The sequence below is a fragment of the Microtetraspora malaysiensis genome, assembly GCF_050947145.1.
GTDB lineage: Bacteria > Actinomycetota > Actinomycetes > Streptosporangiales > Streptosporangiaceae > Microtetraspora_A > Microtetraspora_A malaysiensis.
Genome location: NZ_CP191998.1, coordinates 8,707,598 through 8,731,429, shown reverse-complemented (window position 1 = coordinate 8,731,429; position 23,832 = coordinate 8,707,598). Strand labels below are relative to the sequence as shown.

The 23,832-nt window shown below is 71.4% G+C and carries 20 protein-coding genes; 17 read left to right on the top strand and 3 right to left on the bottom strand.

Features of this window, described 5'->3' with window-relative positions; all coding sequences use genetic code 11:
- The first annotated feature begins 114 nt into the window (after window positions 1-114).
- The 7 genes from dnaK (at window position 115) to ACQP1V_RS40665 (ending at window position 8,324) form a co-directional block, all read left to right on the top strand.
- Window positions 115-2,001: a molecular chaperone DnaK gene (gene dnaK / locus ACQP1V_RS40695; protein ID WP_433416663.1), complete on the top strand. Its 1,887-nt coding sequence runs from the start codon at window positions 115-117 to the stop codon at window positions 1,999-2,001.
- A 2-nt stretch (window positions 2,002-2,003) separates the two neighbouring features.
- Complete coding sequence (locus ACQP1V_RS40690; protein ID WP_433416660.1) at window positions 2,004-2,651, top strand: nucleotide exchange factor GrpE; 648 nt, start codon at window positions 2,004-2,006, stop codon at window positions 2,649-2,651.
- A gap of 9 nt (window positions 2,652-2,660) precedes the next feature.
- Complete coding sequence (locus ACQP1V_RS40685) at window positions 2,661-3,575, top strand: DnaJ C-terminal domain-containing protein (protein WP_433416657.1); 915 nt, start codon at window positions 2,661-2,663, stop codon at window positions 3,573-3,575.
- Window positions 3,572-3,877 carry a chaperone modulator CbpM gene (locus ACQP1V_RS40680; RefSeq protein ID WP_433416654.1) on the top strand — a complete coding sequence of 102 codons (306 nt, stop codon included), beginning with the start codon at window positions 3,572-3,574 and terminating at the stop codon, window positions 3,875-3,877. The genes ACQP1V_RS40685 and ACQP1V_RS40680 overlap by 4 nt, the downstream gene beginning before the upstream one ends.
- A 2-nt stretch (window positions 3,878-3,879) precedes the next feature.
- Entirely contained in the window at window positions 3,880-6,501 is a 2,622-nt protein-coding gene (gene clpB / locus ACQP1V_RS40675; RefSeq protein ID WP_433416651.1) for an ATP-dependent chaperone ClpB, read from the top strand.
- 90 nt (window positions 6,502-6,591) lie between these two features.
- Window positions 6,592-7,605 (top strand): glutamine synthetase, encoded by a 1,014-nt coding sequence (glnII, locus tag ACQP1V_RS40670; RefSeq protein ID WP_067140050.1) that lies wholly within the window; start codon window positions 6,592-6,594, stop codon window positions 7,603-7,605.
- A gap of 80 nt (window positions 7,606-7,685) precedes the next feature.
- Entirely contained in the window at window positions 7,686-8,324 is a 639-nt protein-coding gene (locus ACQP1V_RS40665) for a class IV adenylate cyclase (RefSeq protein ID WP_433416648.1), read from the top strand.
- A gap of 68 nt (window positions 8,325-8,392) precedes the next feature.
- Here ACQP1V_RS40665 and ACQP1V_RS40660 read toward each other — a convergent pair whose 3' ends face one another.
- Window positions 8,393-9,169 carry a MerR family transcriptional regulator gene (locus tag ACQP1V_RS40660; RefSeq protein ID WP_433416645.1) on the bottom strand — a complete coding sequence of 259 codons (777 nt, stop codon included), beginning with the start codon at window positions 9,167-9,169 and terminating at the stop codon, window positions 8,393-8,395.
- A 56-nt stretch (window positions 9,170-9,225) separates the two neighbouring features.
- Here ACQP1V_RS40660 and ACQP1V_RS40655 point away from each other — a divergent pair, with 56 nt between their 5' ends.
- Window positions 9,226-10,872 carry an amidohydrolase family protein gene (locus tag ACQP1V_RS40655; RefSeq protein ID WP_433416642.1) on the top strand — a complete coding sequence of 549 codons (1,647 nt, stop codon included), beginning with the start codon at window positions 9,226-9,228 and terminating at the stop codon, window positions 10,870-10,872.
- A gap of 758 nt (window positions 10,873-11,630) precedes the next feature.
- Here ACQP1V_RS40655 and ACQP1V_RS40650 read toward each other — a convergent pair.
- Window positions 11,631-12,731, bottom strand: a complete 1,101-nt coding sequence (locus tag ACQP1V_RS40650) for a DUF222 domain-containing protein (RefSeq protein ID WP_433416639.1) — start codon at window positions 12,729-12,731, stop codon at window positions 11,631-11,633.
- Between ACQP1V_RS40650 and ACQP1V_RS40645 the strand changes: the two genes are divergently transcribed.
- The 3 genes from ACQP1V_RS40645 (at window position 12,636) to ACQP1V_RS40635 (ending at window position 16,170) form a co-directional block, all read left to right on the top strand.
- Window positions 12,636-13,082, top strand: a complete 447-nt coding sequence (locus ACQP1V_RS40645) for a hypothetical protein (protein WP_433426154.1) — start codon at window positions 12,636-12,638, stop codon at window positions 13,080-13,082. The genes ACQP1V_RS40650 and ACQP1V_RS40645 overlap by 96 nt on opposite strands.
- A gap of 1,130 nt (window positions 13,083-14,212) precedes the next feature.
- Window positions 14,213-14,479 carry a hypothetical protein gene (locus tag ACQP1V_RS40640; protein ID WP_433416636.1) on the top strand — a complete coding sequence of 89 codons (267 nt, stop codon included), beginning with the start codon at window positions 14,213-14,215 and terminating at the stop codon, window positions 14,477-14,479.
- A gap of 308 nt (window positions 14,480-14,787) precedes the next feature.
- Window positions 14,788-16,170, top strand: coding sequence for a leucyl aminopeptidase (locus ACQP1V_RS40635; RefSeq protein WP_067135261.1), 1,383 nt, complete (start codon window positions 14,788-14,790; stop codon window positions 16,168-16,170).
- On the opposite strand, the gene ACQP1V_RS40630 is transcribed toward ACQP1V_RS40635, so the two are convergent.
- Window positions 16,148-16,906 carry a FadR/GntR family transcriptional regulator gene (locus ACQP1V_RS40630; RefSeq protein ID WP_433416634.1) on the bottom strand — a complete coding sequence of 253 codons (759 nt, stop codon included), beginning with the start codon at window positions 16,904-16,906 and terminating at the stop codon, window positions 16,148-16,150. The two genes, ACQP1V_RS40635 and ACQP1V_RS40630, sit on opposite strands and share 23 nt — an antisense overlap.
- Window positions 16,907-17,194: 288 nt before the next feature.
- Here ACQP1V_RS40630 and ACQP1V_RS40625 point away from each other — a divergent pair, with 288 nt between their 5' ends.
- From ACQP1V_RS40625 to ACQP1V_RS40600, 6 genes are read left to right on the top strand one after another with little or no spacing between them, the layout of a single operon-like run.
- Entirely contained in the window at window positions 17,195-18,097 is a 903-nt protein-coding gene (locus tag ACQP1V_RS40625; protein WP_433416631.1) for a proline iminopeptidase-family hydrolase, read from the top strand.
- Window positions 18,098-18,114: 17 nt separating this feature from the next.
- On the top strand, window positions 18,115-19,812 hold the full coding sequence (locus ACQP1V_RS40620; protein ID WP_433416629.1) for an ABC transporter substrate-binding protein: 1,698 nt from the start codon (window positions 18,115-18,117) through the stop codon (window positions 19,810-19,812).
- Window positions 19,809-20,867, top strand: a complete 1,059-nt coding sequence (locus ACQP1V_RS40615) for an ABC transporter permease (RefSeq protein ID WP_433416626.1) — start codon at window positions 19,809-19,811, stop codon at window positions 20,865-20,867. The genes ACQP1V_RS40620 and ACQP1V_RS40615 overlap by 4 nt, the downstream gene beginning before the upstream one ends.
- Window positions 20,867-21,835, top strand: a complete 969-nt coding sequence (locus ACQP1V_RS40610) for an ABC transporter permease (protein ID WP_067135271.1) — start codon at window positions 20,867-20,869, stop codon at window positions 21,833-21,835. Before ACQP1V_RS40615 ends, ACQP1V_RS40610 begins: the two co-directional genes overlap by 1 nt.
- Window positions 21,828-22,784 carry an ABC transporter ATP-binding protein gene (locus tag ACQP1V_RS40605; protein ID WP_387409070.1) on the top strand — a complete coding sequence of 319 codons (957 nt, stop codon included), beginning with the start codon at window positions 21,828-21,830 and terminating at the stop codon, window positions 22,782-22,784. The genes ACQP1V_RS40610 and ACQP1V_RS40605 overlap by 8 nt, the downstream gene beginning before the upstream one ends.
- The gene (locus ACQP1V_RS40600; RefSeq protein WP_433416623.1) at window positions 22,781-23,755 is read left to right on the top strand and encodes an ABC transporter ATP-binding protein; all 975 of its coding nucleotides are present in this window, start codon (window positions 22,781-22,783) and stop codon (window positions 23,753-23,755) included. Before ACQP1V_RS40605 ends, ACQP1V_RS40600 begins: the two co-directional genes overlap by 4 nt.
- Window positions 23,756-23,832: the final 77 nt, after the last annotated feature.

The following is a 23,832-nucleotide window of genomic DNA, read 5'->3' as shown; positions in this document are numbered from 1 at the left end:
ATGTGACGGCTACCCGTATCCGGCACGACTACACGATCTGACGATGTGGCCGGACAGTCGCCGGGGCGACGCTCAAAAGAAGGCCCGCGCGCAGTCAGGTTGGGGGAACACCGCATGGCGAAGGCAGTCGGCATCGATCTGGGCACCACGAACTCCGTGATCGCCGCGATGGAAGGCGGGCAGCCGTCGGTGATCCCCAACGCGGAGGGATCACGGACGACCCCCTCGGTGGTCGCGTTCACCGAGCAGGGGGAGCGGCTCGTCGGCCAGCTCGCCCGCAGGCAGGCGATCCTGAACCCCAAGGGCACGATCTACTCGGCCAAGCGCTTCATCGGCCGCCGCTACGACGAGGTGACCAGCGAGATGAACGCGGTCTCCTTCGACGTGGTGGAGGGGCCGGGCGGCTCGGTGCGCTTCCAGGTGCGCACCAAGCAGTACGCCCCCGAGGAGATCTCCGCCCTCGTGCTCAGGAAGCTGATCCAGGACGCGGGGAAGTTCCTCGGCGAGAAGATCACCGAAGCCGTGATCACCGTGCCCGCGTACTTCAACGACGCCCAGCGGCAGGCCACCAAGGACGCGGGCCGGATCGCCGGCGTCGAGGTCCTGCGCATCATCAACGAGCCGACCGCGGCCGCGCTGGCGTACGGGCTGGACCGGAAGGAGAACGAGACCGTCCTCGTCTTCGACCTGGGCGGCGGCACGTTCGACGTGAGCATCCTGGACATCGGCGAGGGCGTGCTGGAGGTCCGGGCCACCTCCGGCGACACCCACCTCGGCGGCGACGACTTCGACCGCCGGATCGTGGACCACCTCGCGGACGAGTTCCAGCGGCAGGAGGGCATCGACCTCAGGCGGGACCCGCAGGCCCTGCAGCGACTGTTCGAGGCGGCCGAGAAAGCCAAGGTGGAGCTGTCGTCGGTCACCCAGACCACGGTGAGCCTGCCGTTCATCACCGCGGACGCGAACGGTCCCAAGCACCTCAACACGACGCTCATGCGCTCGACGTTCGAGCAGATCACCGCCGACCTGGTGGAGCGCTGCACCAAGCCGGTCGAGCAGGCGATGACCGATGCCAAGCTCACCGCGGACGACATCGACGAGGTCATCCTGGTCGGCGGTTCGACCCGCATCCCCGCCGTGCAGAACCTGGTACGCCGGATGACCGGCGGCAAGGACCCCAACATGACCGTCAACCCGGACGAGGTCGTCGCCGTCGGCGCGGCCGCCCAGGCGGCGATCATCAAGGGCGAGGTCAAGGACGTCCTGCTCCTGGACGTCACCCCGCTGTCCCTGGGCGTGGAGACCCTCGGCGGCGTGATGACCAAGGTCATCGAGCGGAATACGACGATCCCCGCCCGCCGTACGGAGACGTTCAGCACGGCCGACGACAACCAGGGCGCGGTGGACGTGGTCGTGCTCCAGGGCGAGCGCGAGCGGGCGGCGGACAACCGCGCCCTCGGCCGCTTCCGGCTGGAGAACATCCGCCCGGCGCCGCGCGGCACGCCGCAGATCGAGGTGACGTTCGACATCGACGCGAACGGCATCCTCAATGTCTCCGCCAAGGACAAGGACACCAGCCAGGAGCAGCGCATCACGATCAGCGAGAGCTCCAACCTGGACAAGTCCGAGGTGGACCGGATGGTCTCCGACGCCGAGCGGCACCGCGGCGAGGACGCCCGGCTGCGCGAGCTGGTCGACGCCCGCAACGAGCTGGACACCGTCACCTACACCGTCGAACGCCGGCTGAACGAGCTGGGCCAGGCCGTGCCCGTCCACGAGAAGGCGCGGGCCGAGACGCTGGTCGTGGACGCCCGGCAGGCGATCAAGGAGGAGGTGCCGCTCGACCGGCTGCGTTCCCTCACGGCCGAGTTGCAGCAGGTCTACCACGGTCTCGGTGCGTCCGCCGCCGCGCCGGGCGCCCAGGGCGAGGGCCCTCCGCCTGGCGAGGGCGGCGGAGGCGGCGACGACGTCATCGACGCCGAGTTCACCACGTCGGACTGACCATGAGCGAGCGCGAGCAGGGCCGCGCCGGCGGCCCCGACGAGACGCGAGGGGAGCCCCCGGCCGCCGAGGCCAGGGCGGAGGCGCGCCCCGAGGAGCGGGGCCGGAGCGAGACCGACGAGATGGTGGCCGACCTGGAGGGCCGGTGGCTGCGCGCCGTCGCGGAGCTCGACACCGTACGCCGCCGGATGGCCAGGGACATGGAGCGGCAGCGCCAGGAGGAGCGGGCCAGGGTGGCCGCGGAGTGGCTTCCCGTGCTCGACAACCTCGAACTCGCGCTGCGCCACGCCGGTGACGGCGCCCGCGGCTCCCATGGGGTTCCCGGGGCCGCGGACGCTCCCCGGGAGGGCGCCGGCGGAGGCGGGTTCGCCCCGCCGCCGGGCACGGGCGGTTCCGGCCACGCCGAGGCGGTCATCGAGGGCGTGCGCGCGGTCCGCGACCAGGCGGTCGCCGTACTGGCCCGGCTCGGCTTCCCGCGCCAGGAGGCGGTCGGGCAGAAGTTCGACCCCGCCGTGCACGAGGCGGTCGGCGCTGTGCCCGACCCGCACGCGCAGCCGGGGACGGTCATCGAGGTCGTACGGCCCGGCTACGGCGACGCGGACCACCTGCTGCGCCCGGCGTCCGTGGTCGTCTCCACGAAGGCGGACTGAGGGAGACCGATGGCGGCCGACTTCTACGAGGTGCTGGGCGTTCCGCGGAGCGCGAGCCAGGAGGAGATCCAGCGCGCCTACCGCAAGCTCGCCCGGTCCTACCACCCGGACGTGAACAAGGACCCGGGGGCCGAGGACCGGTTCAAGGAGATCTCCGAGGCGTACCAGGTGCTGTCCGACCCGGAGACCCGCCGGCGGTACGACGCGTTCGGCCCGGACTTCCGGCAGGTGCCGCCGGACGTGGACCCGGAGACGTGGGCCCGCGCCCGCGCGGCCGGGGCCGGGTTCGGCGCGCCCGCGTGGGACTTCGGCGGCGACTTCGCCGGAGCGGACGTCGAGGACCTGTTCGGCGGCATCTTCACCGGTCGCCGGGGCGGCCGCCGCTGGGGGCCGGTCCGGGGCGCCGACCAGGAGGCCGAGCTGGCGGTCACGGTCGAGGACGCCTACTGGGGCGCCCGCCGGACGCTCACGCTGCCGTCCGGCCGCACGGTGGACGTGACCATCCCGGCCGGGGTGACCGATGGGCAGCGCATCAGGCTGGCCGGCCAGGGCGGCCGGGGCGGCGACGGCGCGCCCTCGGGCGATCTCTTCCTCATCGTGCGGATCGCGCCCCATCCCCGCTACGAGGTGCGGGGGCGGGACATCCACGCCGTCCTTCCGCTGGCCCCGTGGGAGGCGGCGCTCGGAGCGACGGTCGCGATCGACACGCCGGGCGGGGAGGCCAAGGTGCGCGTCCCGGCCGGTACGCCGAGCGGCCGCCGCCTGAGGTTGCGCGGGCGGGGGCTGCCCAACCCGCGCGGCACGCCGGGAGACCTGCTCGCGGAGGCCAGGATCATGGTGCCGCCGGAGCTCACCGACGAGGAGCGGCGGCTGTACGAGGAGCTGTCCTCGGTCTCCCGCTTCGACCCGAGGAGCCGCCGATGACCTACCCCCTCGTCCCGGCCGGCCTACCGCGGATGGATCTGGAGACCTTCGCGCGGGCCGCCGACATGCACCCCGACCTCGTGCTGCGGCTCGTCGCGCTCGGGCTGCTCGACGCCGTCCCCGACGCGGCGGGCCGGCCGTACCTCGCGCCGTCCCAGCTCGTCGTGGTCGCCCGGATCCAGCGGCTGCGCGCCGGGTTCGCCGTCAACTACGCCTCGGTCGGCCTGGTGATCGACCTGCTCGACCGCGTCGCCGAGCTGGAGGCCGCCCTGCGCGCCCGCTCGCGTCAGACCGGAGGTTGAAGATGGACCCGAACCGCCTGACCCAGAAGTCCCAGGAGGCCCTGAACGACGCTCAGGCCGTGGCGGTGCGCCTCGGGCAGACCGAGGTCGACGGCGAGCACCTCCTGGTGGCGCTGCTCGCCCAGCCCGACGGGCTGGTGCCCCGCCTGCTCACCCGGGCCGGCGCCGACCCGGATCGGCTGCGCGGGGAGCTGGAGGAGAACCTGCGCCGCCGCCCCTCGGTGAGCGGTCCGGGCGCGACGCCCGGGCAGGTCTTCGTCACCCGGCGGCTGTCCCAGGTCCTGGACGTCGCCGACCGGGAGGCCACGCGGCTCAAGGACGAGTACGTGTCGGTCGAGCACCTGCTCCTCGCGCTGATCGACGAGGGCACGGAGACGGCGGCCGGCCGCCTGCTGCGCGAGGAGGGCCTCACCCGGGACCGGTTCCTCCAGGTTCTCACCGAGGTCAGGGGCCACCAGCGGGTCACCTCCGCGACGCCGGAGGCCGCGTATGAGGCCCTGGAGAAGTACGGCAGGGACCTGGTCGCGGACGCGGCGGCGGACAAGCTGGACCCGGTGATCGGCCGGGACTCCGAGATCCGCAGAGTGGTCCAGATCCTGTCCAGGAAGACGAAGAACAACCCGGTGCTCGTCGGTGACCCGGGGGTCGGCAAGACGGCGATCGTCGAGGGCCTGGCCCAGCGGATCGTCCGCGGGGACGTGCCGGAGGGGCTGCGCGACAAGACGATCTTCAGTCTGGACATGGGCGCCCTGATCGCCGGGGCGAAGTACCGCGGCGAGTTCGAGGAACGGCTCAAGGCCGTGCTCGGCGAGGTGAAGGCGGCCGAGGGGCGCATCCTGCTGTTCGTCGACGAGCTGCACACGGTCGTGGGCGCGGGCGCGACAGAGGGCGCCATGGACGCGGGCAACATGCTCAAGCCGATGCTCGCCCGCGGCGAGCTGCACATGATCGGCGCGACGACGGTGCAGGAGTACCGCAAGCACATCGAGAAGGACGCCGCCCTGGAGCGCAGGTTCCAGCCGGTGATCGTGGACGAGCCGTCGGTCGAGGACGCCATCTCGATCCTGCGCGGGCTGCGCGAGCGTCTTGAGGTGTTCCACGGCGTGAAGATCCAGGACAACGCGCTGGTCGCCGCGGTCGTCCTCAGCCACCGCTACATCTCCGACCGGTTCCTGCCGGACAAGGCGATCGACCTGGTGGACGAGGCGTGCGCGATGCTGCGCACCGAGATCGACTCGATGCCGGCCGAACTGGACGAGCTGACCCGCCGGGTGATGCGCCTGGAGATCGAGGAGGCGGCGCTGGCCAAGGAGACGGACCCCGCGAGCGGCGCCCGCCTTGAGGACCTGCGCGGGGAGCTGGTCGACCTGCGCGCCGAGGCCGACGCGATGCGGGCGCAGTGGGAGGCCGAGCGGCACGCGCTGCGCAAGGTGCAGGCGCTGCGCGAGGAGATGGAGACGGTACGCCGCGACGCCGAGATCGCCGAGCGCAGCTACGACCTCAACCGGGCCGCCGAACTGCGGCACGGACGGATGCCGGAGCTGGCCCGGCGGCTCGCCGCCGAGGAGGAGCAGCTGGAGGCGAAGCAGGGGCGCGGCCGGCTGCTGCGCGAGGTCGTGACCGAGGACGAGATCGCGGCGATCGTGTCGCGCTGGACGGGCGTCCCGGTCAGCCGCCTACAGGAGGGCGAGCGGGAGAAGCTGCTCCGTCTGGACGACATCCTGCATGAGCGGGTCGTCGGCCAGGATGAGGCGGTCCAGCTTGTCGCCGACGCCGTGATCCGCGCCAGGTCGGGCATCAAGGACCCGCGCCGCCCGATCGGGTCGTTCATCTTCCTCGGCCCGACCGGCGTCGGCAAGACCGAGCTGGCCAAGGCGCTGGCGGCGGCGCTCTTCGACACCGAGGACAACATGGTCCGGGTCGACATGAGCGAATACCAGGAGCGGCACACCGTGAGCCGGCTCGTCGGCGCCCCTCCCGGCTATATCGGCTACGAGGAGGGCGGCCAGCTCACCGAGGCCGTGCGGCGCAAGCCGTACTCGGTGGTGCTCTTCGACGAGATCGAGAAGGCGCACGCGGATGTGTTCAACACGCTGCTCCAGGTGCTCGACGACGGCCGGCTGACCGACGCCCAGGGCCGTACGGTCGACTTCAGGAACACCGTCATCATCATGACCTCGAACATCGGGTCGGAGTACCTGCTGGAAGGGGTCACGCCGAGCGGTGAGATCAAGCCCGAGGGGCGGGACCAGGTCATGGCCGCGCTGCGGCGGCACTTCCGGCCGGAGTTCCTCAACCGGGTGGACGACATCGTGCTGTTCAAGCCGCTGACCGAGGCGGAGATCGAGCGGATCGTGGACCTGATGTTCGGCGAGATCAGGGCCAGGCTGGCCGAGCGGCGGATGACGTTGGAAGTGAGCGAGGAGGCCCGCCGGCTGATCGCCAAGGAGGGCTACGACCCCGTGTACGGCGCGCGCCCGCTGCGGCGGTTCATCTCGCGCGAGGTGGAGACGCGGATCGGCCGGGCGCTGATCGCGGGGGACGTCGGAGACGGCGCGACGATCACGGTCGGGGTCGGCGGAGGCGAACTGGTGGTCGGATTCCGTAATCCGGGCCAGGATTAACATCCCGTTCACATTCGGGCAAAAGGTCGGAAACGGGCGGTTGCCATTCTCAGGCGTGTCGATGAAAAGCACGCTCGTGAGGGGATCGACGTGAGCTACAAGGCTGAGTACATCTGGATCGACGGCACGGAGCCCACGGCGAAGCTCAGGTCCAAGACCAAGATCGTCAAGGACGGCGCGCCGCTCCCGAACTGGGGCTTCGACGGATCCAGCACGAACCAGGCCGGCGGCCACGCCTCCGACCGCGTCCTCAAGCCCGTGTTCACCTGCCCGGACCCGATCCGCGGCGGCGACAACGTGCTGGTGCTGTGCGAGGTGCTCAACCCGGACCTGTCGCCGCACGCCAGCAACACCCGCGCGCTGCTCACCGAGGTGGCCGAGCGGTTCGCCGACCAGGAGTCGTGGTTCGGCATCGAGCAGGAGTACACCTTCTTCAAGGACGGCCGCCCGCTCGGCTTCCCGATCGGCGGCTTCCCGGCGCCGCAGGGCGGCTACTACTGCGGTGTCGGCGCCGACGAGGTCTTCGGGCGCGACGTCGTCGAGAAGCACCTCGACCTCTGCCTCGCGGCCGGCCTGGAGATCTCCGGCATCAACGCCGAGGTCATGCCCGGCCAGTGGGAGTTCCAGATCGGCCCGCTCGGTCCCGTCGAGGTCTCCGACCACATGTGGATCGCCCGCTGGCTGCTCTACCGCGTCGCCGAGGACTTCGACACCGCCGCCACGCTCGACCCCAAGCCGGTGAAGGGCGACTGGAACGGCGCCGGCGCGCACACCAACTTCTCCACCAAGGCGATGCGCGAGGCGTACGAGCCGATCATCACCGCCTGCGAGGCCCTCGCCGAGAACGCGATGGAGCACGTGCGGCACTACGGCCACGGCATCGAGGACCGGCTCACCGGCCACCACGAGACCGCTCCGTGGGACAAGTTCAGCTACGGCGTGTCCGACCGCGCCGCCTCCGTCCGCATCCCGTGGCAGGTCGAGCTCGAGCGCAAGGGCTACATCGAGGACCGCCGCCCCAACGCCAACGTCGACCCCTACGTGGTGACCCGCCTGATCGTGGACAGCTGCTGCACCGCGCTGGAGAAGGCCGGCCAGGTCTGATCCTCCGCCCGGACTCCGTACGTACGGCTCCCGCCCCACATTGGGCGGGAGCCGTACGCGTTGGTGGAATGTGCGCTTTCATGACGGAGAACCCGACCATGGTGACGCCCGCTTCCACGGCGAAGAAGGAGATCATGCAGCACGAGTACGAGGCGACGTTCCTGTCTGTCGACGTCGCAGGCCTCCGGGCCAAGCTGACCTCCCTGGGCGCCGTCCAGGCCTTCCCCCGCACCCTCCTCACCCGCAAGATCTTCGAGGGCGACACGCTCGGCAGCGGCCAGTGGCTCCGCCTGCGCGACGAGGGGACCCGCTCGACTCTCACCCTCAAGCAGGTCACGGACGCCACCACGATCAACGGCACCACCGAGATCGAGACCGAGGTCACCGACCGTGCGGCCATGGCCGAGATCCTCCGCCATCTCGGCCTGCGCGAGGTCCGCTACCAGGAGAACTACCGCGAGGAGTGGCGCCTGGACGGCATCACTGTCGATATCGACACCTGGCCCGATCTGCCGACCTTCGTCGAGATCGAAGGGCCGGACGAGGCGGCGGTCCGCCGCGGGGCATCCCTTCTGGGATTCGACTACTCCGAGGCCCGGTTCGGCAGCGTCGACGAGATCTACAAGAGCGAGATCGGTCGCGACATCCTCGCCGAACCCACCCTCCTCTTCTCCGAAGCCGGCAAGAACGAGCAGGCCTCCGGGACCCTGACCGACTGACCTTCTCGGGTGTCCCCGTACCTGTGAGACCGGCGGCCGGGCCACCGCGAGACGGCCGCCGGGGTGGCTCATTCTCGCGCCGGGACGTAACCGAGCCGCCGGACGGCGTAGGCGCGGATCGCGCCGGCGAACCAGGGAGGAAGAAGCGGGTCGATCTCCTCGATCATGGCGCGCTGGTCGGGATTGCCGGTCACGAGGTCCGCCAGCGCGTGGTAGGCCGCCGCGTCGGCCGGCCACAGCAGCCGGACCCCCTGGTAGTGCTCGGTCATGAGGTCGAGGACGGCGGCGCTGTCGGGGGCCGTTCCGCTGGAACGCGCGTCCGAGAGCCGCCGCAGCAGCCGGCGGCCCTGCGCCGCGGCCTGCTCGTGCTCCTCGCGGGTCCACCGGCCGGTGACCGCGTCCGCGCTGGCGAAGTGCTCCCCGGCGCCGGCCCCGTACCGGGCCTCGACGTCCCGCCGGAGGTCGTCCCGCCGTGCCGACAGGCCGGTGAAGAACTCCTCCTCGCTGAGGTGCGCCTGGCCGGTGAGATCGGCGATGGTGCGGTCGACGGTCGCGATGATCTCCTCAAGCCGGTCGCGGTGGGCGACGAGGTCCGCGCGGTGCCGCCGCAGCGCGGCGACCCCGTCCCGGTCGCCGTCGAGGATCCGGCCGATCTGGGTGAGCGGGACGCCCAGCTCCCTGAGGAACAGGATCCGCTGCAGGCGCAGCAGCTCCCGGCGCCCGTACCAGCGGTAGCCGTTGCTCGCCGTCCGTACGGGGCGCAGCAGCCCGATGTCGTCGTAGTGCCGCAGCGTGCGAGAGGTGAGGCCGGACATGCGGGCGACCTCGCTGATCGAGTGCTCCACACTCGCACCCTAAACGGCTGGACCTTCTCGTTACGTCAACTTCTAGCGTCGGGGGCATGAGCACGCACCCGCCCTTCACCATCTCAGACGTCCGCGTTTTCGGCGGCGGCGACCTGATCCCCGGTGTCACGCACGTCCGCGTCAGCGCCGGCCGGATCGCCGCCGTCGGCGACGCGTCCGTGATCCAGGCGGGCGACGCCGTCGTCGACGGCTCCGGCGCGACCCTCCTGCCCGGCCTCGTCGACGCGCACGTCCACCTGCTTCCGGGCTGCACACGGTTGGCGGCCGTGTTCGGGGTGACGACGGTCCTCGACATGTTCAGCAAGCCGGAGACCATCGTCCCCGAGCGGTCCGCCGTCGCCGCGTCGGTGCGCGGCGCGGGACCCGTCCACGCCGACATGCGGACGTCGAGCGTCGGCGCGACGGCTCCCGGCGGGCACCCGACCATCGCGTACGCGCCCTTCCCGTACGTCACCGGACCACGGGACGCGGCGGCCTTCGTCGCCGACCGGGTGGCCGAAGGAGCGACACACCTCAAGGTGATCTACGACGACGGCTCGGGCGCGATGCTCGACATCCCCGCGCTGGACGTCCCGACGATCGAGGCGCTGGTCACCGCCGCGCACGACAGCGGCCTGCCGGTCGTGGCGCACGCGTCCTCCGCGGCCGGGGCGGTGACGGTGGCCCGGTGCGGGGTCGACGTCCTGGCCCACGCTCCGTTCGACCGGATGACGGACGCGCAGATCCGGGACGTGGCCCGGTGCGGCGTGGCGGTCGTCGCGACGCTGAGCGTCGTCGACGGGTTCCCGGGCCAGGACGGCGTCATGCCGCTGCTGGCCCAGCCGTACCTGGCCGGGCGGCTGGGCGCTCGGTGGCGGCGCCTGATCGAGCGCCAGGCCCTGCGGTGGATGCCGCCCGAGCCGCCGGACGGCGCCGCGCAGCGGCACAACACCGTGGCGTTCCTGGAGTCGGGCCTGCGGGTGCTCGCCGGTACGGACGCCCCCAACCCCGGGCTCGTGTTCGGAGCCAGCCTGCACCGGGAGCTGCAGCACCTGGTCGACGCCGGGTTCACCCCGGGTGAGGCCCTGGCCGCCGCGACCTCGACGCCGGCCGCGGTCTTCGGCCTGGCCGACCGCGGCGAGATCGCCGCAGGGCGCCGGGCCGACCTCGTGCTCGTCGAAGGCGACCCGACGGCCGACATCGCCGCGACCCAGCGGATCCGCGACGTGTGGGTGCTCGGCCGGCGCGTCGACCCCGGCGCGTACGCCGGCAGCGAGGCCGAGCACGCGGGCGTGCGCTGGCAGCGGGACTCGACACAGAAGATCATCACGGCGATCGGGGAGATGTGGCCGGGCTTCCCGGCGCCCCAGGAGGTACGGCGCGACGACGGCGAGCCGGTGGGCCGGGTGGTGCCGACGTCCGGAGGCTGGCAGGCCATGACGATCTTCGGGGCGCCGCTCGGCGACCCCGCTGACCGCGACGAGGCCGTCGCCGTCGTTCGTGCCCGCGGGCTGGCCTGCCTGGCCGAGCCCTGGTGGGCCCGCGTCGGCGACGACCCCGCTTGGCGGGAGGCCAGGATGGTCGAGGCCGCTCCCGACCGCGTCCGGCTCCGCTGGGCCGACCCCATGATCGATCAACCGCCGTCCGGCCAGTGGTTCGGACTCGACGACCTGGACCTGTCGCTCGACCGGCCCGCCGGCTGAGCGGCCGCACTGTCCGAATGGGCCGACCGCTGGCGTGGCGGTTCCAGGCCGAGCCCGGCCAGCGCGGTCCGCCAGTCCTTCGCGACGGCCTTCTGCGCCGCGGCGAGCCGTACGGTTCCCGCGCGGACCGCCTCGTGCAGCCTGGCGGGTGGAGCCCCGGTAGATGGGAGTTCCGGAACGCGGGCCCCGCACAGTTCGGCATGCTGCCGGGCCGGTCGGTGGGCGGGCCCGGACCACCGGTGATCGATCGCCGCGCCGGGTCACTGCCTGTTCGCGCACCGTCTGGGGCGGCCCGGGGCAGGGGCGTGCGGAGCTCCGGCACGCTGACGTCCGCCGCGTGCAGCCCTGGCGCGTGGAGCCTGGCATGAGCAAGTTCGGACATGCTGCCAGACCCGCCCGGGGAGAGGCCGGATCAGCCTCGATACGTTCACTGGTCACTACCTGTCCACCCATCACTTGGGCTGCGCGTGGAGCTCTGGCACATGGGAATTCCGGCATGCGGACGCCCCGGCGTGTGGGGCCTTGTCGTGTGGGGCCCTGGCGCGTGGAGTTCGGGCATGCTGCGGGGCCGGCTCGTGGGTGGGGAAGATCACCGGGTGGCCGCCGCGATCAAGCTCGTCGATCACGGCTGGCAAGTCACGGCTCGCCGATCGCCGATCATGGATCAGGAATTGCGGCTCGCCGTTCGCGGGTCGCGGATCACCGACCGCGGATCACTGACCACGGATCACGGGAATTGTTGTTCGCGGGATCGTTGGTTACCGTCTGTCGGTCCAGCGTCGGGGGCGGAGCTTGGAATACCGGTGGAACCGCATCGACACGGTCCCGTCCCCCTGATCGATCACTTCTACCCGGTCGGGGTGGCGGGACTTCCACTTGTTGTCCGCCGCGCACAGCGGCGCGAGGTTGTCCAGGTTGGTGCGACCGGTCGGGTACCAGGGTTCGATGTGGTCGATCTCGGCCAGGTAGGCGGGGACGTCACACCCTTCACGGCAGCAGGTCCGGTACATGGCCAGGATCGCCTCCCGCTGGTCGGCCGAGGCCAGCCGGCGTGCCCGCCCGAAGTCCTTCACGATCCCGTCGGCGTCGCGGAGCACCCGCCGTAGTTCGGCGGTGTAGGCCATCCGGCGCGCATCCTCGGCCGGGATAGCCGTGCCGTCTTCCAAATACGCTGGGTCTTCTGATTGGCCGGTCAGGGTCTGCTCGGTGACGGACACATGCATCACGGTGCGCCTGCCGCCCTGCGATAGGCGGATGGCGAGGGCGTCGGCCATGCGGCGGCCGTGGCTGCGCAGGTCGGTGCTGTCGGTTTTGACTGCCAATGGTTCCAGCCAGGTTTTCAGCTGCATCTTCAACTCCGGGTCGAGCAGCCCGCTGAGACGGCCCATCCCATCGGCGGTGTCGGAGATCGTCAGGTGCTGGCGTTCGGTCTTGGCCGCCGCCCGCGCCAGCTTCCCCTGCGGGTCGATGGTCTCGATGATGGTCTGGCCGGCGCGGGCCACGTCCTCGACCGTGGACGCCGACGCCCGCGCCAACTCCACCAGGATCGGCTCCGCCAGTTCGGTTTCGGCGTCGTCCAGATGCCGGGTGGCGGACGCGATCGTCGCCGCATACCCGTAGGACAGACGGCCGGTGGCGAACAAGCGGGCGGTGTGGGGTAGGCGCGGGAGCTGCCGGGAGAGTGTGACGCGTTCTCCGGCGCGGGCGGTGCGTGACCCGGTGGCTGCTGCCAGCCATGCTCCGATCGACCGTCGCCCGAACAGGTGGTGGCCTTTCCCGGTCTCGGCTATCGGGAGGCGGGCGGCGATCGCGGCTTCGGCCAGATCGATCGCCCGCGCCAACGCGACGATCTCTGCCATCGCCACCTCGACCTCGGCACCGGCTCCAACACCGGCGCCAACACCGGCACCGGCCCCAGTGCCAGTCTCGGTCTCGGCTCCAGCCCCGGTCTTGGTTTCGCCTGGAACCTTTCCCGCAGCTGCGGCCAGCCGCTCGGCACGGGCGAGCAGGTCGATGACGTCGCGTCCGGCCAGGTTCAGGTCGGGCCAGTCCGCTACCCGGCTACCACCACCAGCAGCATCCCGGCCCGCACCGCCCTGCCCATCACCGCCGATGCCCTGGCCGTCAGTGTCCGGGTGGTCGGTGGTAGCGCCCCGGCCATCGGCGGCAGCATCGCCACCGGCCCGCCGGTCACCGCCACGCCGACCTGATCCCTGTGCGTCTGTGTCCTGCGGGGCGCGGCCCGGACGCTGCTCGTCCTGGCAGATGCGGCCCACGCCCAGCTGAGCCTCGCCCAAGCGGTGCCGGCCTTGCCCATCCGCGTCCTGTCGGCCGGAGCCGTTCCGCTGCCGATCATCCCGGTCAGCACGCAGGGGACGGTTCGCGGACGGCTTGTCGTGGGTGGGGCGGCGGCCTTGCCAGATCCCGTCCCAGGCCGACAGGTCACCACGGTCGTGCCCGGGCCGCAGTAGCTCGTCCCGACCGGAAAAGGCACCGCCATCGCTTCCGAGGCGCTGCGACCCCTCCCCACTGTCAGGCTTCTGGTCTACTGCCGCGTTCGGGAGGCCGAGTAGCCGCCGAGCCCAGGAGTGCGTCGTCTCCGACTCGCGTCGCGCACCTCGCCCGTCAGGGCGGGCCGGGTTGTGTGGGGCGGGATGAGCGGCTCCTTCGCGGCTGCCGGAGCTGCGGGCGTGATCGAGGAGCCCGGCACTGCGGGTGCGGTCGAGGAGCACCGCCCCGTAGGAGGCACCGGAGAAGCGATCGGATCCGATGAACGGCGTGTGCCGCCTGGACCCGCGCCGCTGCCGCGGGGACGTGGAAGGCGGGTCGGACGGTCGGGACGGAGGTGTGTCCTCCGGTCGGCGCGACAGCAGCACGCCACCCGAAAGCATCATCTCTTCGCACCTCCCCTCCCGGTCTGACGGTCGACCCTCTGCGAGGATATCGTTCACGCGTTCGATAGACAACTCTAAGTAGTCACACTTGCACTATTTGTGACCGTCGGGTACGGCATTCCGTTTGGTGGGTATTCGCGAGAGGTGCCGTCATGCCGCCCGAACGGGGTCTGTGGCCGGAGGGGGTGCGCAAAGGTCGGCGTCTCCGGCGTCGGCGTCATCGCTATTGGTGGGTGCTGCGTCAAGGATCGCCGACCGCCTGTTTTCGCCATGGCCCACTCCATTGCCTGGAGGTAGCGCCGCGCAATGCCTTGCGCGGTCAGTTGGCGCAATTGTTCGAGAGGGGTGATTTGTGCGCGGACGCCCTGGGGGGCGGTGGCGCGGGACTTTCCCGGAGTGTCAAGAAAGTCTTGACAGCGAGGCGATGTCAACGAATCCTTGACAGCATGACTCGTCGCATCTCGCCGGCCCAAGTCGCCGGGCTCGTGGCCGTCTCCATCCTGCTGCCGCTGTCGGGCGTCCTGGCCCTGCTGCAGGCCACGCTCGACAGCACGCTGCTGTGGGCCTTCTCCGTCGTCGCCGGCTTCACCGTCGCCGTCCTGGCGGTGGTGACGGGACTCTCCATCGCGAAACGCCTGGCCGAGTCCGCCGCCGACGCCACCCTTCCGAAGGGGCCCGCCGAGCCGAACGGGCCCGCCGAGTCGCGGTCGTAGCCGGTCCGGCGGAGCGACCGCCGAGCGGCGAACCGCGCGCCGGCCGGCCGCTGCGTCGACCTCGGCCGTTGCCGTCGGAGTGTCGTTGCCGTCGGAGTGTCGTTGCCGTCGGAGTGTCGTTGCCGTCGGAGTGTCGTTGCCGTCGGAGTGCCGTTGCCGTCGGAGTGGGGCCGTCGGAGTGCCGCTGCCGTCGGCGTGCCGGGGCTGTATCGCATGGTGAGCGGGGTCCCTGGTCAACGGGGGAGTCTTTATGGTTCACTCAACGGACCATTTTCTCTTTCTGGAACTTCCCCCGTTAGGAGTGCCTCGTGGAGGTGTCCTTCTCCCCGCACGCGCCCGCCGAGGTCCGTGCCGATCTCCTCGTCCTGCCCGCGTCCGCCGGCCCGGACCTGGGCATCGAAATCCAGCTCGCCGGCTTCGCCGGACGGCCGGGCGAGGAGCTCCTGCTGCCGCGCCGGGCCGGGGACCCGTTCCAGGCGGGCGCGGTCCTGCTGGTCGGCCTGGAGCCGGACGCCGACGAGCGGGCGGTACGGCGGGCCGTCGGCCACGCCGCGCCCAGGATGGCGGGCTTCGGCACGGTCGCGATCGCGCTGCCGTACCCGGAGGCGGTCGTCGAGGGCGTCCGGCTGGGCGGCTACCGGTTCGACCACTACAAGAGCGCGCCGGAGAACCGGGCGGTCGAGCGGCTGCTGCTGCTCGCCCCCGAGGACCGGGACGCGGTGGCCCGAGCCGAGGTGGTGGCCGAGGCGGTGACGTTCACCCGCGATCTGGTCAACACGCCGGCCGGGGACCTGGTCCCGATGACGCTGGCCCGGCGGGCCGTGGAGATGGCGGAGGAGGCGGGCCTCGACGCGCGCGTCCTCGCCGCCGACGAACTGCGCGAGGGCGGCTTCGGCGGCATCCTCGGCGTCGGCGCGGCCAGCGCCAACCCGCCGTGCCTGATCGAGGTGAGCTACCCCGGCGACGGGAAGAGCGGCGTCGTCGGCCTGGCGGGCAAGGGCATCACCTTCGACGCGGGCGGCCTCGGCATCAAGAGCCAGAAGGCCATGGCGACCATGAAGAGCGACATGGCGGGCGGCGCGACGATGCTGGCCGTGGTCCGGGCCGCGGCCCGGCTCGGCCTGCGCACCGGCGTCGTCGCGGTGGTCCCGGCGGCCGAGAACATGGTCAGCGGCTCGGCCACCCGCCCCGGCGACGTCCTGCGGCACCGCAACGGCATCACCACCGAGGTCGTCGACACCGACGCGGAGGGGCGGCTGGTCCTGGCCGACGCCCTGGCCTACCTCGCGGAGCGTCGTCCGGACGCGATCATCGACGCGGCCACGCTCACCTACTCGGTCATGCACGCCCTCGGCGAGGACATCACCGGCGTCCTCGGCAACGACCGCGCCCTGCTCGGGGCGCTCGCGGAGGCCGCGGAGACGACCGGCGAGCCCGTGTGGGAGATGCCGATGTGGCGCCCCTACCTGGAGCGCATCAAGTCGGACGTGGCCGACTTCAAGAACGACGGCGGCGCGCACGCCGACGTGATCCTGGCCGCGCTGTTCCTGGAGAACTTCACCGGCGGCGTCCCCTGGGCGCACCTGGACTTCGCGACCACGGCCTACCTGGACAAGGCGACCGACCTCGGACCCGCGGGAGCCACCGGGGCGATGGTCCGGACCCTGATCAGCTATCTCGCGAGTCGCTGAGACCGCGTTCGAGCATCGCCCTGATCACGTCCGCGGTCAGGGTGAAGTGGCGCTCCGCGATGGATCCGGCCCGTTCGGCGTCCTTCGCGGAGATCGCCTCGTACAGCGCGCGGTGCTCGTTCAGGGCCTGCTGGTACGTCTCCGGGTCGTCGTCGCCGTACGGCTCGGTCGGGAAGCCGAGGCTGACCCGCATGAGCAGGTCGCGGCTGAGCGCGTTGATCTGGGGGTTGGCCGCGGCCGTGACCACGGCCGTGTGGAACGCCGCGTCGGCCTCCTGCTCCTCGCGGAGGCTGGCCGCCCCGGCGTAGGCGTCGAGCGCGACCCGCATCGCCTCCAGGTCCGCGTCCGTACGGCGCAGTGCCGCGGCGCGGGCCGCCATGCCCTCGACCAGGCCGCGCAGGTCGAAGAGCTGCTCCAGCTCGGGCCAGCGTGGCACCAGGGTGCGCCGGACGGCCGCGGCGGTCGCCTCGGTCCAGCTCGTGCGGACGTAGGCGCCGCCGGTGCGGCCGCGCCTGATCTCGACGATGCCGACGGCCTGCAGCCGTCCGATCGCTTCGCGGATCGTGGCGCGGCTGACGTCGAGCAGCCCGGCCAGCTCGCGCTCGCCGGGCAGGCGCTGGCCGGGTAGGTAGTCGCCGATCGCGATGGCGGTCATGAGGCGGTCGGCCACCTCGGTCGCCACGGACGGCACCCGTACCGGGCCGAGCACGCCCGACGGGCGGCCGCCGTCGAGCACCTGGCCGAGGACGCGGGTCAGGTCGTCCGCGGGGGGAGCGGCGGCAGGCGCCTGTGGAGGGAGTCGGCGGGGCGGCTCGCGGTGCGCGGGCGACGGTTCCTCGGCGGGGGTCCGGGGAGTCAGCGAAAGGTCCTTTCTGCGGGCATGGCGTGGACCGCACCTTACTCGACCGGCGGATTTCAAAAAAGGTCTTGTGTCCAGGCCATTTATCCATATGCTGTCCAGACAACGGACATCTGTCTCATCTGGCGACATCTCGTCTCCCCTGTTCCCCCTTGGAGCTGCGCCTTGGCCATCCCCGAACCGACCGCGCAGGGCTTCGCGCCCTTCGGCGAGTGGCAGACCTGGTACCGGGTCACCGGCGACCTGGACTCCTCCAAGGCGCCCCTCGTCGTGCTGCACGGAGGGCCGGGCGCGGCCCACGACTACACGCTGCGGATCGCCCGCCTCGCCGAGCGCGACCGGCCCGTCGTCCACTACGACCAGATCGGCGTCGGGCTCTCCACGCACCTGCCGGAGAAGGGCGCCGGCTTCTGGACGGTGGGGCTCTTCCTCGACGAGTTGGACAACCTGCTCGCCCACCTGGGCATCGCCGACCGATACCACGTGCTCGGCCAGTCCTGGGGCGGCATGCTCGGCGCGGAGCACGCCGTACGCGTGCCGTCCGGGCTGCGCGGCCTGGTCATCGCCAACTCGCCGGCATCGATGGAGCTGTGGCGCGAGGAGTGCGACCGGCTGCGGTCCGAGCTGCCCCCGGACGTGGAGCGCACGCTCCGCGAGCATGAGGCGGCGGGTACCACGGAAAGCGCCGAGTACCGGGCGGCGGAGAAGGTGTTCAACGCGCGTCACGTCTGCACGATCGTGCCGAACCCGCCCGAGGTGCTCGCCAGCGACGCCAAGACCGCCGAGGACCCGACGGTTTACCACACCATGAACGGCCCGACCGAGTTCCACGTCGTCGGCACACTGAAGGACTGGTCGGTCGTCGACAGGCTCGACAAGATCGCCGTCCCCACCCTGCTCGTCTCCGGCCGGCACGACGAGGCGACCCCTCGCACCGTCCAGCCCTTCGCGGACCGCATCCCCGACGTCCGCTGGGAGCTGTTCGAGCACTCCAGTCACATGCCGCACATCGAGGAGGAAGAGCGCTACCTCCAGATCGTCGGCGACTTCCTCGACTCCACCGACTGATCGTGAGGGATCTCCGCATGAAGCGCATCACCGCCATCGCCGGCGCCGCACTGCTGGCCGTCGGCGTCGCCGCCTGCTCCGGGGGCGGCGGCGCCGCCACCTCCGGCACGGACACGGCCGGACAGTCCGCCCAGACCGCCTCCGCCGCCGGGTTCCAGGAGCAGCACAAGGGAGGCACGCTCCGCCTGCTGGCCAAGTCGGGCGACGGCACGCTCGACCCGCACATCAACTACAGCAACGGCAACTGGCAGGTCTTCCAGGCCCTCTACGACGGCCTGGTCTCCTTCCGTAAGGTCGGCGGCAATACGTCGTACGACATCGTCCCCGACCTCGCCGAGGAGATGCCGCAGGTCAGCGCGGACGGCAAGACGTACACCTTCAAGCTGCGCAAGGACGTGAAGTTCGCCACCGGCGAGCCGGTCACGGTGGACGACGTCGTGGCGTCGTTCCAGCGGATCTTCCGGGTCTCCGGCCCGACGTCCGGCACCTTCTACTCCGGCATCGTGGGCGCCGCGGACTGCGTGAAGAAGCCCGCGGGCTGCACCCTGGACAAGGGCGTCGTCGCCGACGCCGCGGCCAGCACCGTCACGGTCAACCTCGTCGCGGCCGACTCGGAGTTCCTCCAGAAGCTGGCGCTCCCGCACGCCGCCGTGCTGCCGAAGGGGACCCCCGACAAGGACCAGGGCACCACCCCGATCCCGGGAACCGGGCCGTACAAGGTGGAGTCGTACAACCCCAACAAGCAGATGAAGCTGGTCCGCAACCCGAACTTCACCGAGTGGTCGCGGGACGCGCAGCCGCAGGGCTACCCCGACGAGATCGACTACAACTACGGCCTCACCCCCGAGGGCGCGGTCACCGCGGTGCAGAACGGCCAGGCCGACTGGATCTTCGACCCGCTGCCCGCCGACCGGCTCACCGAGATCGGCACCACGTACGCCGAGCAGGCGCACGTGAACCCGCTCGCCGCCTTCTGGTACATCCCGGTCAACGTCAACCTCGCGCCGTTCGACAAGCCCGAGGCCAGGGAGGCGCTCCAGTGGGCGTTCGACAAGAACGCCCTGGTGAAGATGTTCGGCGGCGCGAACGTGGCGCAGCCGGCCTGCACGATCCTGCCCCCGGCCTTCCCCGGTCACGCCGACGTCTGCGACTTCCCGCAGCAGGACCTGGCCAAGGCAAAGGATCTGGTGCAGAAGTCCGGCACGTCCGGCCAGGAGGTCTCCGTCGTGGTCTCCGACGACGACGTGAGCAAGCAGATCGGCGAGTACGTCCGGAGCACCCTTGAGCAGATCGGCTACCAGGCCAAGCTGAAGGTGATCTCCACCAACATCCACTTCACCTACATCCAGAACACGAAGAACAAGGTCCAGCTCAGCGTCTCCCAGTGGTACGCCGACTACCCCGCGGCCTCGAACTTCATCAACGTCCTGCTCTCGTGCGCCTCGTTCCGCGAAGGGAGCGACGCCAGCATCAACATCTCCGGCTTCTGCGACAAGGACGTGGACGCCAAGATCGCCGAGGCGATGAAGCTGGACCAGAGCGACCCCGCCGCCGCGGGCAAGGTCTGGGGCGAGCTCGACCGCGAGCTCATGAAGCGGGGCCCGATCGTCCCGCTGTTCAACCCCAAGCAGATCGACTTCGTCTCCAAGAACGTCGGTAACTACCAGTTCCACGCGCAGTTCCACGCGCTGCTCGACCAGATGTGGGTCAAGTGACCTCCCCGGTCAGGGCCACAGCCGAGCAACCGGCGGCCGGCGCGCCGGCCGCCGGGCCGCCGGCACGGCCGTCCGCCGGGCCCTGGCGGCGGGCGCTCGGCCGGCTGCGGCACAACCGCTCCGCGATGATCGCCGGGGCCGGGCTGCTGCTCATCGTGCTCGCCTGCGTGCTCGCGCCCGTCTACGCGAACGCGATCGCGCACACCAACCCGTTCACGTCCAACGCCTCCGGCACCGTGGTCGTGAACGGCGAGCGGGTGCCCGTCCTCGCCCAGAGCACCGAGGGCCTCGGCCTGGGCGTCACCCCGGTCGGGCCGACCTGGGACCCCGGCAACTACTTCCTCGGCGCGGACAACCAGGGCCGCGACGTGATGGCGCGGCTCCTGTACGGCGGGCGCAACAGCCTGCTGATCGGCCTGTCCTCCGCGGTGCTGTGCTGCGCGCTGGCCACGGTGCTCGGCGTGCTGGCCGGATACTTCGGCGGCTGGATCGACGCGGTGCTCTCCCGCTTCTTCGACGTGATCTGGGCCTTCCCGGTCTACCTGCTGGCGATCTGCCTGTCGGTGGTGCTGCTCACCAGCGGACTGCATCTGGGGCCGATCCACATCGACGCGGGCAGCCTCGCGCTCCCCGTCGTCATCATCGCGCTGATCTACGTGCCGTACGTGGCCCGGCCGTTGCGCGGCCAGGTGATGGCGCTGCGGAACAAGGAGTTCCTGCACGCCGCCGTCGGCCTCGGCGCGTCCGACCTGCGGATCATGCGGCGCGAGGTGCTGCCGAACGTGCTGCCCACGGTCGTGGTGTTCCTGCCGCTGATGACCGCGCTCAACATGCTGACGGAGTCGGCCCTGTCGTTCCTGTCGGTGGGCGTGCAGTCGCCGGACGCGAGCTGGGGGACGATCATCAACGACGGCCTCGCCCTCCTCTACACCCGGCCCGCGATCACGATCGCGGCCGGCCTCTGCGTCGGGCTGACCGCCGTCGCGCTCAACGTCCTCGGCGACGGCGTGCGTGACGCGCTCGACCCGAACGCCCGGCTGCGGGGAGGCGCCTGATGATCGGTTACATCCTGCGCCGCTTCGGCGCCGCCCTGCTCGTGCTGTTCGCGATCAGCGTGCTGGTCTTCCTCATCTTCTTCGCCACACCCGGCGTGGACCCGGCCGCCCGCATCGCGGGCAAGAACGCCGACCCGGCCACGCTGGCCCAGGTGCGGGCGTCGTTCGGGTTCGACCGGCCGCTGCCCGTGCAGTACGCGCTGATGATGAAGCACCTGTTCATCTCGCACGACCTGACCTCGTTCGTGAACCGGGGCACCCTGGTGATCCCGCAGATCATCGAGGCGGTCCCGGTCACGCTCTCGCTCGTCGTGGGCGCGGCGGTGATCTGGATGGTCCTGGGCGTGGGCATGGGCACCCTCGCCGGGGCCATGCGCGGCACGCTGGTCGACCCGCTGGTCATGCTGCTCGGCGTCTTCGGCGTCTCGCTCCCGGTCTACTGGCTGGGCGAGGTCGTCAACCTGATCACCCAGAAGCAGCTCCACGACTCGGTCTTCTCCTGGGTGCCGCCGCTCGGCTACGTGCCCATGTCGGAGGGCATCGGCCAGTGGGCGCTGCACCTGCTCTTCCCCTGGCTCACGCTGGCCCTCCTGTACGCCGGGATCTACGCCCGGCTGCTGCGCGGCGAGCTGATCAACGCGCTGAACGAGGACTACGTGCGCACCGCCCGCGCCAAGGGCCTGTCGGAGCGGCGCATCCTCGTCAAACACGCGCTGCGCTGCTCGCTGATCCCGATCGTGTCGCTGTTCGGCCTGGACTTCGGGGCGCTGGTCGGCGGCGCGGCGCTGCTGACCGAGGTGGTCTTCGGCCTTCCGGGGGTCGGCAAGCTCACCTACCAGGCGCTGCAGAACCTCGATCTGCCCGTGATCATGGGCACGGTCCTGTACGCCGCCTTCTTCGTCGTGCTGGCCAACGCCGTGGTGGACGTCCTGTACGCCCGGCTCGACCCGAGGGTGCGCCGTGCCTGAACCGTTGCTTGAGGTCAGCGACCTGCGGATCCGCTTCGGCGGCTTCACGGCCGTCGACGGGCTGTCCTTCTCCGTACGGCCCGGCGAGGTGCTGGGCGTGGTGGGGGAGTCGGGCTCGGGCAAGAGCGTGTCGATGCTCGGCGTGCTCGGCCTGATCCGCACCCCGGGCGCCGAGGTCTCGGGGCAGGTCGTCTTCCGCGGGCGCGACCTGCTCACGCTGAAGAACGCCGAGATGCGGGCCGTACGGGGACGCGAGATCGCCATGATCTTCCAGGACCCGATGACCGCGCTCACCCCCGTGTACACGATCGGCTGGCAGATCGCCGAGCAGATCCGCGCCCACGAGAAGGTCTCCCGGCGGGCCGCCCGTGAGCGCGCGATCGAACTGCTCGGCGAGGTCGGCATCCCGGCCCCCGAGCAGCGCGTGGACGCCTACCCGCACGAGTTCTCCGGCGGCATGCGGCAGCGGGCCGTCATCGCGATGGCGCTGTCCTGCAACCCCGCCCTGCTCATCGCCGACGAGCCGACCACCGCCCTCGACGTCACCACGCAGGCGCAGATCCTCGATCTCATGCGCCGTCTGCGCGCCGATCACGGCTCGGCCGTCGTGATGATCACCCACGACATGGGTGTGGTGTCGGAGATCGCCGACGAGGTCCTCGTCATGTACGGCGGGCGGGCCGTCGAGCGGGGCAGCCGCCGCCAGGTCTTCCACGGCCCGCGCCACCCGTACACCTGGGGGCTGCTCGACTCGGTGCCGCGCGTCCGCGGCGCCCGGGCGCGCCGCCTGCCCACCATCCCCGGCACCCCGGGCGCGTCCGGACAGGGGTGCCCGTTCGCCGACCGATGCGCGCACAGCTTCGCCGCGTGCGCCGAGGTCCCGCCGCTGACCGGCGAGTCCGGCCACCTCGACGCCTGCTGGCTGCCAGAAGAGAAGAGGACGCGTTGAGCACCCTGCTGAAGGCCACGGACGTGGTCAAGCACTTCCGCGCGGGCCGCGGCCGCGTACACGCCGTGAACGGGGTCTCGCTGGAGGTCCGCGCCGGCGAGACGCTCGGCGTGGTGGGCGAGTCCGGGTGCGGCAAGTCCACGCTCGGCCGCTGCCTGGTCCGGCTCACCGACCTCACCTCGGGCACGGTGGAGTTCCAGGGGCAGGACATCACCACGCTGTCGCGCCGCGCGCTGCGCCCGCTGCGCCCGGCCATGCAACTGGTCTTCCAGGATCCCTACGCCTCGCTCAACCCGCGCCGCACGGCGGGCGACGCCGTCGCCGAGCCGCTGCGCATCCACAGGTACGGCGACGCCGCCGCGATCAGGAAGCGGGTCGCCGAGCTGTTCGACCTGGTGGGCCTGGCCCGGGCGCACCTGGACCGCTACCCGCACGAGTTCTCCGGCGGGCAGCGCCAGCGGGTCGGCATCGCCCGGGCCATCGCGCTCAACCCCAAGCTGGTCGTCGCCGACGAACCGGTCTCGGCGCTGGACGTCTCGGTGCAGGCGCAGGTGCTCAACCTCTTCGCCGACCTGCAGGAGGAGCTGGGCCTCACCTATGTTTTCGTCGCCCACGACCTGGGCGTGGTGCGGCACGTGTCCGACCGGATCGCGGTGATGTACCTGGGCGAGGTCGTCGAGGTGGCCGAGGCCGAGGAGCTCTACGCGAGCCCCGCCCATCCGTACACCAACGCCCTGCTGTCGGCCGTACCGGAGATCGACGACGGGTCGGACGCCCCGCGTCGCGAGCGCGTCGTGCTGACCGGGGACGTCCCGAGCCCCATCGACCGGCCGAGCGGCTGCTCCTTCCACCCGCGATGCCCGCTGGCGCGGGAGCGGTGCCGCACCGAACGGCCCGCCCTGCGCACGGCGGACGCCGCGGGCCGCCAGGTGGCCTGCCACTTCCCGATTTCCCCGCCGGCTCGCGGTTAGAGATGTTTACACACCTCTCCAATTGCTTGGGGCTATCTGCCACAATGATCGGCGATTGCCCCCCTTGATGTGGAGAT